Source organism: Lysinibacillus sp. Bpr_S20 (genome assembly GCF_023337835.1).
In the GTDB taxonomy this organism is placed as follows: domain Bacteria; phylum Bacillota; class Bacilli; order Bacillales_A; family Planococcaceae; genus Lysinibacillus.
In genome coordinates this window covers 374,541-389,523 of record NZ_JALNLQ010000001.1, presented here as the reverse complement: position 1 = coordinate 389,523, position 14,983 = coordinate 374,541, and the positions used below count along the sequence as shown (strand labels likewise).

General features: G+C 35.4%; 19 protein-coding genes. 7 read left to right on the top strand and 12 right to left on the bottom strand.

Features of this window, described 5'->3' with window-relative positions; all coding sequences use genetic code 11:
• Nucleotides 1-85: 85 nt before the first annotated feature.
• On the top strand, nucleotides 86-1,069 hold the full coding sequence (locus MWJ95_RS01910) for an SEC-C domain-containing protein (RefSeq protein ID WP_249071818.1): 984 nt from the start codon (nucleotides 86-88) through the stop codon (nucleotides 1,067-1,069).
• 276 nt (nucleotides 1,070-1,345) lie between these two features.
• Here MWJ95_RS01910 and MWJ95_RS01905 read toward each other — a convergent pair whose 3' ends face one another.
• The gene (locus MWJ95_RS01905; RefSeq protein ID WP_053482386.1) at nucleotides 1,346-1,537 is read right to left on the bottom strand and encodes a zinc-finger domain-containing protein; all 192 of its coding nucleotides are present in this window, start codon (nucleotides 1,535-1,537) and stop codon (nucleotides 1,346-1,348) included.
• A 157-nt stretch (nucleotides 1,538-1,694) separates the two neighbouring features.
• Between MWJ95_RS01905 and MWJ95_RS01900 the strand changes: the two genes are divergently transcribed.
• Together MWJ95_RS01900 and MWJ95_RS01895 are read left to right on the top strand one after the other, a co-directional pair.
• On the top strand, nucleotides 1,695-2,087 hold the full coding sequence (locus tag MWJ95_RS01900) for a ribonuclease HI family protein (protein ID WP_249071816.1): 393 nt from the start codon (nucleotides 1,695-1,697) through the stop codon (nucleotides 2,085-2,087).
• 328 nt (nucleotides 2,088-2,415) lie between these two features.
• Nucleotides 2,416-3,054: a C40 family peptidase gene (locus MWJ95_RS01895; RefSeq protein ID WP_249071814.1), complete on the top strand. Its 639-nt coding sequence runs from the start codon at nucleotides 2,416-2,418 to the stop codon at nucleotides 3,052-3,054.
• A 396-nt stretch (nucleotides 3,055-3,450) separates the two neighbouring features.
• Here MWJ95_RS01895 and MWJ95_RS01890 read toward each other — a convergent pair whose 3' ends face one another.
• Nucleotides 3,451-4,641: an MFS transporter gene (locus MWJ95_RS01890; protein ID WP_249071812.1), complete on the bottom strand. Its 1,191-nt coding sequence runs from the start codon at nucleotides 4,639-4,641 to the stop codon at nucleotides 3,451-3,453.
• Between the two features lie 14 nt (nucleotides 4,642-4,655).
• Complete coding sequence (locus MWJ95_RS01885) at nucleotides 4,656-5,054, bottom strand: MarR family winged helix-turn-helix transcriptional regulator (RefSeq protein WP_249071810.1); 399 nt, start codon at nucleotides 5,052-5,054, stop codon at nucleotides 4,656-4,658.
• Between the two features lie 505 nt (nucleotides 5,055-5,559).
• On the opposite strand from MWJ95_RS01885, the gene MWJ95_RS01880 reads away from it, so the two are divergent.
• A complete protein-coding gene (locus tag MWJ95_RS01880) occupies nucleotides 5,560-6,114 on the top strand; it encodes a DJ-1/PfpI family protein (RefSeq protein WP_249103901.1) in 555 nt (184 codons plus the stop codon).
• Nucleotides 6,115-6,157: 43 nt separating this feature from the next.
• Here MWJ95_RS01880 and MWJ95_RS01875 read toward each other — a convergent pair whose 3' ends face one another.
• From MWJ95_RS01875 to coaW, 4 genes are all read right to left on the bottom strand, one after another.
• Nucleotides 6,158-6,481 carry a DUF3889 domain-containing protein gene (locus tag MWJ95_RS01875; RefSeq protein WP_249071806.1) on the bottom strand — a complete coding sequence of 108 codons (324 nt, stop codon included), beginning with the start codon at nucleotides 6,479-6,481 and terminating at the stop codon, nucleotides 6,158-6,160.
• 92 nt (nucleotides 6,482-6,573) lie between these two features.
• On the bottom strand, nucleotides 6,574-6,717 hold the full coding sequence (locus MWJ95_RS01870; RefSeq protein ID WP_185903432.1) for a hypothetical protein: 144 nt from the start codon (nucleotides 6,715-6,717) through the stop codon (nucleotides 6,574-6,576).
• A 19-nt stretch (nucleotides 6,718-6,736) separates the two neighbouring features.
• Nucleotides 6,737-6,973 (bottom strand): hypothetical protein, encoded by a 237-nt coding sequence (locus tag MWJ95_RS01865; protein WP_374110079.1) that lies wholly within the window; start codon nucleotides 6,971-6,973, stop codon nucleotides 6,737-6,739.
• 124 nt (nucleotides 6,974-7,097) lie between these two features.
• Nucleotides 7,098-7,934, bottom strand: a complete 837-nt coding sequence (gene coaW, locus MWJ95_RS01860; RefSeq protein ID WP_249071805.1) for a type II pantothenate kinase — start codon at nucleotides 7,932-7,934, stop codon at nucleotides 7,098-7,100.
• 563 nt (nucleotides 7,935-8,497) lie between these two features.
• Between coaW and MWJ95_RS01855 the strand changes: the two genes are divergently transcribed.
• Nucleotides 8,498-9,319, top strand: coding sequence for a squalene/phytoene synthase family protein (locus MWJ95_RS01855; protein WP_249103900.1), 822 nt, complete (start codon nucleotides 8,498-8,500; stop codon nucleotides 9,317-9,319).
• Between the two features lie 60 nt (nucleotides 9,320-9,379).
• Here MWJ95_RS01855 and MWJ95_RS01850 read toward each other — a convergent pair whose 3' ends face one another.
• Nucleotides 9,380-9,868, bottom strand: a complete 489-nt coding sequence (locus MWJ95_RS01850; RefSeq protein WP_249103898.1) for a metal-dependent hydrolase — start codon at nucleotides 9,866-9,868, stop codon at nucleotides 9,380-9,382.
• Nucleotides 9,869-10,059: 191 nt separating this feature from the next.
• On the opposite strand from MWJ95_RS01850, the gene MWJ95_RS01845 reads away from it, so the two are divergent.
• Together MWJ95_RS01845 and MWJ95_RS01840 are read left to right on the top strand one after the other, a co-directional pair.
• Entirely contained in the window at nucleotides 10,060-11,304 is a 1,245-nt protein-coding gene (locus tag MWJ95_RS01845; protein ID WP_249071799.1) for a ferredoxin reductase family protein, read from the top strand.
• A gap of 111 nt (nucleotides 11,305-11,415) precedes the next feature.
• Complete coding sequence (locus MWJ95_RS01840; protein WP_249071797.1) at nucleotides 11,416-12,042, top strand: nitroreductase family protein; 627 nt, start codon at nucleotides 11,416-11,418, stop codon at nucleotides 12,040-12,042.
• Between the two features lie 210 nt (nucleotides 12,043-12,252).
• Here MWJ95_RS01840 and MWJ95_RS01835 read toward each other — a convergent pair whose 3' ends face one another.
• From MWJ95_RS01835 to MWJ95_RS01820, 4 genes are all read right to left on the bottom strand, one after another.
• Complete coding sequence (locus MWJ95_RS01835) at nucleotides 12,253-12,360, bottom strand: putative holin-like toxin (RefSeq protein ID WP_220443510.1); 108 nt, start codon at nucleotides 12,358-12,360, stop codon at nucleotides 12,253-12,255.
• Between the two features lie 168 nt (nucleotides 12,361-12,528).
• Nucleotides 12,529-12,756 (bottom strand): YdbC family protein, encoded by a 228-nt coding sequence (locus MWJ95_RS01830; RefSeq protein ID WP_249071795.1) that lies wholly within the window; start codon nucleotides 12,754-12,756, stop codon nucleotides 12,529-12,531.
• 529 nt (nucleotides 12,757-13,285) lie between these two features.
• On the bottom strand, nucleotides 13,286-14,767 hold the full coding sequence (locus tag MWJ95_RS01825; RefSeq protein ID WP_249071793.1) for a sodium:solute symporter family protein: 1,482 nt from the start codon (nucleotides 14,765-14,767) through the stop codon (nucleotides 13,286-13,288).
• Nucleotides 14,767-14,964 (bottom strand): DUF3311 domain-containing protein, encoded by a 198-nt coding sequence (locus tag MWJ95_RS01820; protein WP_249071790.1) that lies wholly within the window; start codon nucleotides 14,962-14,964, stop codon nucleotides 14,767-14,769. The genes MWJ95_RS01825 and MWJ95_RS01820 overlap by 1 nt, the downstream gene beginning before the upstream one ends.
• Nucleotides 14,965-14,983: the final 19 nt, after the last annotated feature.

The following is a 14,983-nucleotide window of genomic DNA, read 5'->3' as shown; positions in this document are numbered from 1 at the left end:
CATACAAATGTACCGTTATTATTAATTGTATGCAATTTATTTAGCAAAATTCGACTAACAATTTTCAAAGGAAGTGTTTCTAATTATGGTAAAACGTAATGATCCATGCCCATGCGGTAGCGGCAAAAAATATAAAAAATGTTGTGAAGGTAAACAACAGGTTACCGTAGAAGCAGTAGCAATCGAAGAATTAGAGCGTGTACTACAAACATTTTACTTAGAATATCCTGAACGCAAAGATGTTCGTGCCTATATAGAGCATGTAGGTACATGGCAACCTAAATTAGAGAGCGTTCTACAAAGAGAGCTGATTGAAGCGATCGCGTTAGACGACTTCTTCTTCCATCAAGAGCCATCTATTTGGAAAGGTTACTTAAAGAAAACCAAGAAAAAAACGGTTAGACCTTCTACGGTAAAAGTATTAGAAGGCTGGACTCAACCTCGTCTATTTATTGGTTCCGTATCAGTTGTAGAAGAAAAGTATTTTAAGGCTACACATGTGTTATCAAATGAAGAAATTTATATTCGTCGTGAAAATGACAAACCAATTCCTGAAGGTATGCATGTCTTTGCATTCATCTTACCAGACGGTACAAAAAAATCAGAGCATTATTTAGCTGTTTCAACGCTTATCTTTTTCCCGGAAGATCACGCAAAGGTGTTTGAGCAATTCAAGAAAAATTTTGAGGCTTCTGAGAAGAAGGTTGGAACATTCTTAAAAGAAGAGCATCTATCCTTCTGGGCGTTACTTGTGTCAAACGGTTATAAAGGCGAGGAATTTACGAACTTTGAGAGCAATGTCATCACACAAGTTAAAGATTTCCTAGAGCAAAACGAACGCGAAACAGCCCCTATGTTAGAGCTTTTAGAAGACTATTTAATTGAAGGACAACCATCTGCGCGCAAAGAGGCTGCCATTGCCGCTGGTGCAATTCGATATGGTCAAGAAAAAGAGCTGTTCGAGCCGTTATCAATGACAGTAAAAGAAATTGCCGCGACGTTCGATATTTCAGCTTCTTCTCTCACAAAATACTATCAAGATTTAAGTAACTATGCAGAAACTAAATAATGCTTAAAATAGTGCCATACCCTCTAAACAATCTTAGCGTGTATGGCACATTTTAATTACCCATAGAAAAAAGCTACATTTTTATCGGCAATGTGCCAATAAAAAGTAGCTTTTTCTATGGTAACCAACCAATACTATTATTTCCGATCATAATGTTATTTATGCATCGAATTTAGTAAATATGATAATTTATTGCGTAAAAATAAATTTAGTTTTACTTTATTTAAACATAGTCCCTATGATTACTTTGCTACACAATTCTAATAGTAAAAACATTTATTTACTATACACCTTTAAGAGCTCTTCTCCGAGAAATTGCAGGCGCTCCCCTACTGAGCAGGCTTCAATACAGAAACGATGAGCTCCAGGTTTACCACGCTCTTTTCGTAATTGCTTTATCACTAAACAGTCAGCACAATACGTATCATGTAGTTCATCGATATCTTTCATAACCGTCACTTTATCCAATTTGAACTTTCGCTCCTTTCACGCCCAAATTTCGCTTCTTACTATTATGAAGTGAACATTTTGAACAAGCAACTATTTTGTTTTTCCATATTTAACATCAACAAAGCACTATTGATGTACAATAAGTGTAAAATCTAAATCAAAAAGTAGGGATTTAATGTTAGAAGTATATATTGATGCTGCTAGTGCCGGAAATCCTGGCCCCAGTGGTATTGGGATATTTATCAAAGGAGAAAGCCATCATATACAGATCAGTGAGTATATAGGGCAAACTAATAACCATATTGCCGAATTTACTGCCTTAGTACGCGGCCTTGAAGAAGCACGAAAACTTGGTTCAACCATAATCTCAGTGCGCTCAGATTCAAAAATTGTTGTAGCCTCTATGGAAAAAGAATATGTGAAGAACGAGGAATTTAAACCTTTTCTTGAACAGGCACTTACACTTGCAAGTAGCTTCGATTTATTTTTTATCAAGTGGGTTCCAGATACGCAAAATAAAGCGGCAGATGCACTTGCACGTAAAGCTATTCAAAAAGAAAAAAAATAAACTACAGGGACAGTCTCTTGCCTTAAACCAAGAGTCGGTCTCTCCACTTTATTCAGATACTTATTATTCCCCAATAATCTATCTTTATTCAGCAAATATTTTTGGTTGCGAAAACGAAGCATCCGCTCTATTACTCCAATCCACTTATATTACTGCATACGTTTAATAAATTCCTGACTTTTGATGATGAGCCATAAAGTTAGCGATTTCCCAACCTTTATCAGAGAAATTGTTTCCTTAATGTTATTTTATTGACATACTATTGTAATATTACAATGTTAATATCATTTATGTATTAAGCGTTAAAGCTTTTAGGAGGAAATATATTATGAAAAAGAATAAAAAGTATAGATGGGGATTGAGATTGGCTACATTGGCTTTAAGTTCATCTGTACTTTTTTCAACAATCGAAACAGCATCAGCGGCAACTTACACAGTAAAATCTGGTGATTCTTTATGGAAAATTGGCAATCAATATGGTGTTTCTTATCAGACAGTCATGAAATGGAATAACTTATCTTCTTCAACAATTCGCGTTGGTCAAAAGTTAACTATTAATGCTCCAACAACATCAGCATCCACGTCTACATCTAAACCAACATCTAAACCAACAACAAGTGTAGTACAAGTTGCTAAACAACAATTAGGCGTAAAATACACATTTGGTGGAAGTAAACCAAGTACAGGTTTTGATTGCTCAGGCTATGTTACTTACGTTTTAAATAACGCTGGTATTTCGACAGCTCGTAAGTCTGCAGCAGGTTTTTACAATTCAGCTAAAAAAATTAGTTCACCTCAAGTAGGCGATTTAGTATTTTTCTCGAATACATATAAAGCTGGTATTTCACATGTAGGTATTTATCTTGGAAATAAGCAAATGATTAGCGCAAGTGACAATGGTGTTTCTGTTGCGAACCTCAACAGCACTTATTGGAAAAACCACTTTACAGGATATGGTCGTTTATAGTGCATAAATAACAAGCAAAAAACGCTCTGAATTTAATCGGAGCGTTTTTTCTTGTAGAAAAATCATCAAACAACCTCACTTTCGGTTATTCGCTGACATTATATTCAATAAAAAGCAGACCAAATTCTTTGCAAATTAGTCTGCTTTTTAGTATTCTAATTTAACTATTTTTTCTTAACCTTAAACATATACTACTTATTTTTTCGATCAATTATACCTCAGTATAATATCGTCCCGAATAGGCTTTATGCTGACAGATGTTTTTTTGCGAAAGCGTAGTGCTAACGCAGCGGCCGCAACCGGTTTTATCTGCGCGAAAGCATAGCGGCAGCGGCAATAGCACGATGTTGGTCACTTAGTCGTTGCCACATGACGTGGTGTTCTTAGACTGAGTTCCTATATTTCAGAGGATGTTTGCCCGCTGAAAGAAGTTAAACGCATTAAATAAATGATAAAGACAATAACTAATAAGCCTGCCCCAATTAAATAAACAGAACTGTAGCCTGCTTGCACAGCCACCATTCCTAAAATATAAGAGCCAAGCGCAATACCAAGGTCAAACATCGTAAAGTACGTTGCGGTTGCATAACCACTGCGAGTGTGTGACGTAGACTGTACAGCTAATGCTTGTAAGCTTGTATTCACTGCTCCGTAACCAAATCCTATAAAGATGGCTGCAAATAAAAATAATGCCGGTCCTGAGACAAATGCGAGCATAACAAGGCCTATTGCAAAGGATATGATACCAGGAAGAATAACAAACTGCGGCCCTTTTGTATCATAAAGCTTACCTGTATATGGTCTTGTTATAAGCATTGCCGCTGCAAAAACTGCATAAAACAGACTCGCAACAGCCATTAAATCCTTTTCTTGTGCGTACACTGATAAAAACGATAAAACACTCGCGTATGAAAAAGCTACTAAACTAGCAATAGCGGCTACTGGAAGTGCATGACGTTCAAATAAATCATCAAATTTAAACGTCAATTTCCCCTGATGTTCAGGCTTAGGCAAATCATCAGTATTTATCGTTACAGCTAGAATCCCCCCTACTAATATACATATACTCATCACAATAAATAGTACATTGAAGCTACTATATTGAATAAGCAGTAAACCGATAAATGGGCCAATTACTACTGCTAAGTTAGTAGACATTGTAAAATAGCCTAGACCTGCACCTTTACGATTGGCAGGAACAATATCTGCTGCTAAAGAGCCAGCTGCCGTTGTAATAATACTAAAGAATATCCCTTGAATAAAACGGAGTCCTAGTAAAAGTCCAAATGGATGAATAAATAAATATAAAACGGTACATAAAAAATAGCCGATTATTGAAATAATTAAAAGCTTTTTCTTTCCAAAAACATCTAATAGTTTACCTGAAAAAGGACGAACAATAATGGCTGATAATAAAAACCCCGATAATAACAATCCCGCTTCTTTATCTGTTTGGTGCAGTTCACCAATCGCATAAAGCGGCAACGTCGTTACCAAGCCATAGAAAACGAAAAATACCGAGATATTTGTTAAAAAGAGACTAATAAAACGTTTCGTCCATATTTTTGTATTTCCCTCTTGCTGCATGTCAATCAACTCAATCAACCTTTCATTTTTTCCAGTAAAATCATAAATTGCTGCTGTTCCTCGTCAGTTAATGCTCCCACCATTTCTTTTTCAAAAGCTAAAATCGTTTTCTTAATAGCAGGAAAATTTTCCTCAGCATATGGTGATAAGGTAACGATTTTTTCACGTTTATCTTCACCATCAACTCTTAGCACCCAACCTAAATTTTCGAGTCGCGTAATTGCTCTAGTTATACTCGGTGCCTCAACGTTTAAATACTTCCAGATTTGTGTTAATGTCATTGGCCCATGATTATGTAAGCAATATAAAATAGTCCATTGTGAACTATACAAATTGTGCTGTTTCAGTACTTCATTTAAACAATTCGTTAAATAACGACTTTTTTGGAATAAAGCATGAAATATAGGATTCATGTTAGCAACCTCCTAAGTCTAATTTATTTACCTAGCTAAACAAATACTATACGCTTCATTTTTTTTGTTGTAAAGTATGCTGTTTGAAGGTTTGATTATCAGCGACTTTTATGGGGTTATCAGCAATTTTTTTATTTTTATCAGCGATTCTTCTGCGGTTATCAGCGATTTTCTTACTTTTATCAGCGATTCTACTCCGGTTATCAGCGATTTTTTACTTTTATCAGCGTTTCTACCCCGGTTATTAGCGATTTCCTTACTTTTATCAGCGTTTTTACTCCGGTTATCAGCGATTTTTACTTTTATCAGCGATTCTCCCCGGTTATCAGCGATTTTTTACTTTTATCAGCGATTTTACTCCGGTTATCAGCGTTTTTTACTTTTATCAGCGATTCTCCCCGGTTATCAGCGATTTCCTTACTTTTATCTTTTCTAAAATATCAGAAGGAAATTTTTTGAAAGTGTCGAATTAAGCTACTAGATTACAATTAAAGGAGATGGAAGCATGGGGAAAAAGGTATTGATACTTGCAGGAGACGCTGTTGAAGCTTTAGAAATTTTTTATCCTTATTATCGTTGTCTTGAGGCTGGCTATGAGGTAACGATTGCGGCACCTTCCGCAAAGAAATTACAGACTGTCTTGCACGACTTTGTCGATGGAGTCGATACATACATCGAGCGTACAGCATATGGCTTAGAAGCACACGCATCCTTTGCTGAAGTTGACCCAGCACAATTCGACGGACTGATCATTCCTGGTGGACGTGCGCCAGAATACATTCGTTTAAATGAGCATGTTCCAGCATTAGTGAGCCATTTCTTTGAAACAAATAAACCAATCGCTGCTGTCTGCCATGCAGCTCAAATATTTGCGACCATTCCAGAGGTTCTGAAAGGCCGTGAGCTAACAGCATATATTGCTTGCAAGCCCGAAGTTCAAGTAGCAGGAGCAACGTATGTAAATGCTAATCTTCATACAGACGGTAATTTAATAAGTGGTCACGCATGGCCAGATTTACCTGGATTAATGCGAGAATTTATTAAGAAGTTAGAAAGTTAACGGACGGAATGAGGATGCCTGAAAATTTAGGCATCCTCTTAATTTACGATGTGGTTTCTTGGATTTCTATCTTTTCCACTTTATTAGAATTTGTAGCAAATTTGATTCGAACGTGTACACCGAATTCCTTGTCACTTTGTTTTAGCCAAAGCTTAAATTTTTCAATAGTGGCGTCTTTAGTAACTTCTCTTCCCTCATGCAAATAATCGATGATTTTAGCTTGAGGGTATTTTGCCTGTGTTTCTTTTATCGCTACTTTTCCCCATTTTGCATGGGCAGGTATTTCTTGTTGAGCATAAGCGATTGTTGAATTAATGACAGCAAACAATACAAGAAAAATTCCAAGTTTTACACAAAGTTTTCGCAAGTAAATCCACCTCTCAAGCATAATATCGCCAAAACAGCAAAAAATAAGTGCTCCTTAAGTATTTTTCAATCTTCTTAAGGAGCTGTTTTTTATTATCTTTTACTGGATTGTTTTGGTTGTTGAGGATTGTTATGAATTACTTGATTAAATTCTGCTGAATACTCTTCGCGATCATTTCTTTTATGTGTATCTTCTTTCTTTTTCTTTTTGAAGCTTGTTTTATTCTTCTTTGCCATTATTTAAGCCCCCTGTTGATTATTTGTTTTTATTGGACTGTTGATGTTTCTTATGGTTCGTTTTATTATCTTTATTTTTGGCTTTTGCATCAAATTCTGCACCGAATTCTTCATTTAGATTATCATTCGGATTATTGTTATTACTATTTGATTGATCGAGGTCTATTTTTTTGTAGGTATCAAAAGGATTATGCGTTCTGACATTCATTGTTTTATTGTTATTTTTATTGTTCCTATTGGTGTTTCTATTGCCCACGGATATCACCTCCTAATTGTAATTTGCTCAGGATAAAAGGATTTATGCTTTGGGGATTGCTACAGACATTACCAGTATAAAAAAAATGTACATCACTAATTTAAAATAGTAATGTACATTGTATTTAGACAATCGTATATTCAGTTATATTTAATAATGCACCGACTGCACCTGAAAAACCGTGGTCATTGATAAAGATTGGTGTATGCTTTTTCGTCCGTGTGTAATTGGCAATAACACGTGTAAGATGATCATTGTTACTTAAAGTAGAGCCAATATAAACAATATGCTGGGCATTTTTCTCTTCCGCATACTGAATACTAAGTGTAGTAATAACCTCACCGACAAGCCCTTGTACAGTTGCAATAATATCTTCTGTTGGATGTTTAACAGACTCTGTAATACCAACTTTCCCAAAATTACTGGCTGTCAATTGCCCATCAATAGGTGTGTCCATCCCTTGGTAAATATCCTTTACAAGTAAATCAATTTCTTCTCGATTACCGTTAGAAGCTAGTTTTCTTATTTCATTATAATCTGTGATACCCGTTGTAAGCGCTGACAATCCAATCAATGTTCCGCCACCAACGCCTGTCCCACCAACACGAACATGCGTATTATCTTCCATATAATGAATTGAAGTACCTGTACCAATATTCGTAATCATACTTCGCTCAAAGAAGTAACCCTCTTTATGCAACAAAAATCGAACGCCCTTCAATGTGGCTTCAAATTCTACTATATAATGAATCGATTTCATTGTTTTAATGACATCCAGTAATTGATCTGTACGCCCTCCCGTAACACCAATATCCTCAATATCTGGATGATTAATAATCCAATTTTTCACAGCTTGCAAATCATTTGACGGGAAAGTTGTTAAAACAAGCTCATTATGCTCATCTAAATAAGCAACTTTTGTCAATGTTCCGCCTGCATCAATACCTATAGCCTTTGGCATACCATTCTCCTTTGACTTTACGTACAATCTCTATTTCAGAAGGTGAGATATATACTAGATTTTGCTTGTATTCAAGAGGATTTTATAGCCTGTTGAATAACGTTCATGCCTCCACAAATGTACGGATTTCGCAAGGAGTTATTGTGCCAAAATCCGATGTATTGTATTTTAGTACCGAAGGCAAATCAACAGCTTCCATTACTCGAAAAGTGAAGTTGTTTCTTTGTCCTTCCTAAACTTTAACCCTGTTGAAATAATTGTGCAATAACTTAGCAAACTTTCATGAAAAAAATACGAAAAACATCAAATTTTTTCTATTAAACACACGATTTTCGTCGCATTTTTATAACTTTATCATTATTCTACTAAAAAAACAAAAGAAGTGGAGTGTCATTTCATTTTATGAACTACTAGTCCGCTTACCGAAAATTATTTTGCCTTTCGTCTTACTCTATACCTTTTTGAAATTAGTTGATTATAAATTGAACAATCTGTTTTATCTTTCATCATTTTTACGATACGATATACTATAGATGTGTGACCATTTGAACGGAGGAATACAATTGAAAGATCAAAAGAAACTTTATAAAGAAGCGATGCAAGTTTTAAAGGAAACTAGTCGCACTTTTTATATACCGATTACTTTTTTAAAAAATGATTTAAAAATGTCAGTGGCAGCTGCTTATTTAGCAATGCGTGCTATTGATGAAATTGAGGACCACGAAAAGCTTTCAAATGATGTAAAGTTTGATTTATTAACTGCGACAAGCGAATTATTAAAGGAAACGTTTGATGCGAAAGCATACGAAGCATTATTAGCTCCTTTCGCAGATCAGCTTCCTGAAGTATCTCTTCGTTTAACAGATTGGCTAAATTTCTGCCCTGAGGGTTCACGTAAAATTGTTCAAGATTCAACAAGTGAAATGGCTTTTGGAATGGCTAAATGGGCTAAAGCAAACTGGCAGGTGCATACGCGAGAGGATTTAGATGATTATACATACTACGTAGCAGGGCTTGTTGGGACAATGCTGTCAGAGCTTTGGGCGTGGGGTGCAGACATTCAAACAGATCGCGATTTAGCTATTGGCTACGGTCGAGGTCTCCAAGCAGTTAATATTTTGCGTAATCAGCACGAGGACATGGATGAGCGCGGCGTAAGTTTCGTTCCTGATGGCTGGACACGTGATGATTTATTTGCATATGCAGAAGAAAACCTTGCGAAGGCAGATCTTTATATGAAGGATATTAATAAACGTACGGTACTATTATTCTGTCGTTTACCGCTAGCATTAGCACATAAAACTTTGAAGGCAATGCAAGAGGGTCGTGAGAAAATGTCAAGAGCAGAGGTTGAGAAAACAGTCGAAGAGGTTCAGGCTGACTAGTGCTTTCACCTTTTTAAAAAGCCCCAGTATGAGAAAAATTCCATACTGGGGCTTTTTACATTAAAAGTTCTGAATTAGATTCATCATAATTTCATAGCTAAAAAAGACTGAAAGCATTGTTAACATCATAAACACTACCTTTTCCGCTTTACTACCCGTTTTTGTAGTAATAGGTAGACGTATTGAAATGGTTACTGGGAAGAAAAGCTTAACACCCTTCTTCGTCCCCATATCAAGAAAAATATGACTTGCCATCCCTATTAAAATACCAGCTGTTACGGGTTCGTAAGGTACAAATGTATGTAGTAGCAATGCGACTAAAAACAAAAAAAGCAAACTATGTGTAAAGGAACGATGCCCAAATAGCATATTGACGCTTTTTGAAATGATCGGAAACTTCCTCCCGATTTTGCTTCCACCATGGCAAATATCTGGAAGTAATGCACCAATAACGCCTGCTCCTACTAAAATAAACGGATTATCATTCGAAATTTGTGCAAAGGCTAGGCTTGCAGTGATGCCTCCAACAATATGTGTATTCCCTTGCATTATTTATGTCTACTCCTTATGTCTCTATATTTTTACCCTTCTTAATTTAACACACTCTACCGTAAAAGGGAACATATATTCCGAACGTACAATCCCTTTTTACTCCCGAAGTTAAAAATATCAGAAACATTTCAGGTTCCACTTGTATATATAGGATGAATAGAGATAAAAATGAATAGTGGAGGTTATTTATGAAATCTATCAAAGGAATTTTGTTTATTATACTAATCATGAGTAGTAGTGCTTTACTGTGGTATTTTGCTACACCTATAGAGCCGATCCAGACGGTTAATAGGCTTAGTCACGTGATTGGAGGCATGGCCATTACGGGCTTCTTTCTTGTCTTTTTGTTAGCAACAAGAATGAAGATTTTTGAACGCTGGTTTCATGGACTAGAGAATGTTTATTTTTATCACAAATATATAGCCATATTTTCACTAGTGTTGGTGATTATTCATGGGCAATTACAAGGTATAGTACCCCGCTCAGATAAAGTAGAAAGAACTTCATTCAGCGAATTAGCGAAAGAACTGGGGTCACTAGGCCAATATGGTTTCATAGCACTTATTTTGATTGCACTTCTTGCTAAATTTCTAAAATATGAACACTGGCGGATCTTCCATCGATTATTGCTGATCCCTTATGCATTCGGAATTTATCATGCTTATTTTTCAAGCAGATACGATTTATTACAACCTACACCTTTAGGAATTTTTACCGCAATAACGATGACTATTGGGTTTATGTCAGCATTATATATGTTGACAATGTATCAGGATATGTTTTTTAAATATAATGGTAAGATTACCGGGATTAAAAAATTGGGCTCCGATGTTATCGAACTAGAGTTAACACTTGATAAAAAAATCTCTTATCGACATGGACAATTTATTTTTATAAAGATTTTACAAGATGGCATAGAGAAGGCGCCTCATCCGTTTTCTATTTCAGGTGGCGATGGAAAAAAAGTATTTATTTCTATTAAGGCACTTGGTGATTACACAAAAAAAGTATATGATGCCGTTCAACTGAATACACCAGTCGTACTTGATGGTCCTTACGGTCATTTAAACTTTGAAAATGGTACGCAACAACAAGTATGGATAGCTGGTGGTATAGGCATTACCCCATTTTTATCGTATTTGCAATCACAGCCCGTTGATCGAGATATTGAGTTATTTTACACGTATCATGGTCAAGGCAACGCTATCTATAAAGAGTTTTTACAAGATTATGCACAAACTAACGAACAGTTTAGCGTGAACTTTATTGATACTAGTCAATCGGACAGGCTTTCATTTGAAAATTTTTCAGTTCCCCCGCAAACAAGTATTTTTATGTGTGGCCCTGAAAAAATGCTAAAACATTTTAAAAAGCAATTGAAATCCTGCAATAAAGATATAAGCGTCGACTTCGAAGCATTTAAATTTAAATAATTAATAAAAATAGGTAATTCAAGAATCTCAAATTCGAGCAATTTACTTGGAATATTAAAAAGTATATCGTATAGTAAATTATCATTAAAAATAAAGGAGATTTTTTAAACGATGCCTACAACTAAAAGTTATTTAAATAAAGTAATGCACGATCGTAAATCTGTTCGTAAATATGAAGCAAATTTTAAAATTCCTCAATCTGATTTGGAGGAATTACTTATAGAGGCAACAACCGCTCCATCATCAAGTAATTTACAACCTTGGCGCTTTTTAGTGATCCAAGATGAGGCAGTAAAAAAAGAACTACGTTTGATTGCTAATAATCAAGAGCAAATAGAAACTGCGTCTGCCATTATTGCCGTACTAGGCGATACTGCAATGTACAACAATGTAGAAAAGATCTATACGAAAAACTTTGAGCTTGGCTTTATGGATGAAGCAACAAAAAATATGATGATTGAAAATTCATTAAAGCTCTATCCAAACCTTCCTAAAGAAATTCTAAAAAATATAGCTACATTTGATGCGGGCTTAATTTCTATGCAAATCATGCTGTTAGCAAAAGATATGGGCTATGATACAGTTACAATGGGTGGCTTTAATAAAGAGGCTTTTGCGAAACGCTTTGAATTAACAGATAATCTAGTGCCAATCGTCTTAATCGCTGTCGGAAAAGCAGCAGCACCAGCTTACGGCTCATCCCGTTTAGTGCTAAATGACATTGCAAAATTCATTTAATCCAGAGAAAAGATTGTAGCAACTACGCCTGGTCTGAAATGCCACTGAATAAAGAAAAATGTTTTTTTCGAATAAATATGATACACTAAATATAGAATAAAAAAGACTGGATGCGTCAACATCCAGTCAAAGCAACAATCATGCCGCAACCATAGCGGCTGACCAAGTTAAAGTTGTAGCAATTGCCACCTTACTTAGCCGGCAGGGTGGCTATTTCTTTTTATTTTGAGAGACAATAATGCTAAGCATCAGTGTCAGTACTGCAATTAGCAAAAGGCTACACTGCACAATCAAACTGAATGCCTCAAATACTGTCATCCGCCTCACCCCCTTTCAAAAGGGAGTTCAGCCGCCACCTGCATTATGAATTGTTGCTATTGTTAGTCTAACAATTTTACGAAATATATTCTATGAAAAGTCCTCAGAAAATTCAAAATTACCACTCGATTACGTAATTAAAACAACACTTTAAAGTAGCTCTGTACATTATTCTAAGCCCGACAATTTAGCTAACGACTCTTTCAAAACTTGTAATTCAGACAGTGACAACGTAACACCCTTGCCCATTTTTGTATGATCCTCTGACCAATCTCTAATGTCGTATTTCGGTTCACGACCATTCCAGCTAATTAAATTCAATTCTTTTTTCCAGCCTTTATTGCCTTCCGATAATACCGCAATTGTTTCAACAATTTCGTATTTAATTTCTGCCATATTCATTCCTCCTTATTGTATCTGTAATAAGAACTATATCTTGAAATAATAGGATTATCAAACGTGACAACGCTAAAAATAATTACTCTTCCTAAGAAACATAAAATGCGTCAGGGTTATTCTAGTTCTTCCGTCAAATTAATTTTTTCACTTGTGTATCTTCTTCCTTGGCTCCCATAAAGCCGTATATCCGTTCATTATTGAGTAATCATATAAATCCACAAGTTTTTTATTTTCATATGTATAGAAATAAGTTGATTTTCTCTAACAATTGACTCTTTTGTTGCATAATTTACATATGCAAGTACAAAAACCTCTTTATACCCTTTAAAGGGAAAAGAGGTTTTGAATTTTATATAATATTATCACACACAATAAAAATCAATTTCATTATCACCATGTAAAGGGGTAGACTTTCAGAACTGATGCTCAAAAGGCTCAGCTTGCCCCTCTCCCATACCTCATTTAAGCGCTCCCAAATTAGACAATCTAATTTAGAAAAATAATATATGATATGTTCAAGTCATTTTTATACTAAAAGTGTATCAATCTCGTCCTTCTCTTTCGCAACTAAATGATTGGTTGCAAGGCTAACTACAATAGCTACTGCCAAGTTAAGAATAACAGCAATCATTCCTGTGCTAATGTCATTAATGACGTGTGGGATGTTCGGGAAAAAGTCAATTAGTTTATGTGATGTTATAGCACCATAAAATACGATTCCTACACCGGTTAAAATTCCAGCCATTGCACCGATTTTGTTAAGAATCCTATTTTTACTGAAACTAAAAAGAAGTGCTGGGACAAGTTGGGTTATTAAGCTATATGACATTATATTTAAGATTGCTAGTGCATCTCCTCCAGTTATTGTGAAAATGAATGCAATCAAAATTATAGCAAACACAAATATTTTTGAAGCAAATAACTGTTGGCTATCTGTTGCCTTGGGGTTTACAAGCTTGTAAAATCCTGTCATTAATCCAATTGAAGCAGACATTAACATAACAGATGCTGGTACTAAAGCAGTTAATAATCCAGCAGCACCGACAACGCCTACTATCCAAGGATCAAATGTTTGAATCGTTAATCGGAGTAACGATAAATCTCCTTCAGCCCCTTGCAATCCTGGAATCTCTATAATGGCTGCAAAACCAATAAAAAATGCGAATAAGAGTAATAGCGTATATAAAGGTAAGGTAATGGCATTTTTCTTCAATGCTTTTGCACTCTTAGATGACAATAATACAGAAAAAGAGTTTGGTAATAAATAGAATCCGAATGCATTTAATATAATGGTTGAGACAAACCAAGAAATACTTAATCCTGAACTAGCGAGAGTTAAGCTTTCCGGTTTTATTTTTTCTACAGCTTCAAATAGAGGTTGTACGCCTCCAAAATAATGGTATGGAATATATATACCTAAAAATACAATGACTCCCAATATCATGATATCCTTTAATACAGCAGTCCAAGCAGATCCGTGGATACCTGAAATAGTAACATAAATTGTAATAATTATAGCACCAATTGTACTAGCCATAATTGGGCTAATCCCTCCGTAGGAAGCCTCCGAAACAATAATGCCTAACCCTTTTAATTGTATAACTATATATGGAATTAATGCGATAGCACCTAAAAACGATACAATTAAACCCAATAATGGACTTTTATAGAAGGAAGCAAAATATTCTGGTTGAGAAATAATATGATGATCTTTAGCATAATTCCAAATCTTTGGTGCAATCCAATAAGATAAAACATAAGCTAAACAAATATATGCAGGCACATAAAAAGCAGCGGCTCCATTCGAATAAGCCCAACCGCTACCACCAAGGAATGTAAAGGTAGTATAAACTTCCCCAGCAATTAGAAGGAAAACGAATAATGTACCAAAGCCCTTATTACCAACAGCAAATTCATCTACATTCATTTTTTTCCCATGTGTTGCTCGGATACCAAGGAAAAGAGCAATCAATGCAAATGCAAAAATAATCAGTAAAGCTATATTCATTATTCATCGCCTCCTTGGTTTTCAGGATCCAATTTATACACAATCGCTAACACTAATGACGATAAAATCATCCATAAGATAATCCAGAACAGGAGAAACGGTAAACCAACAATATAAGGCTCTATTTTATTTGCAAAAGGCAAACATAAGCACATTCCGATAAACGGTATCACCAATAACAGTTTAACGTTTTTCATATAAGCCTCCTTTGAATTC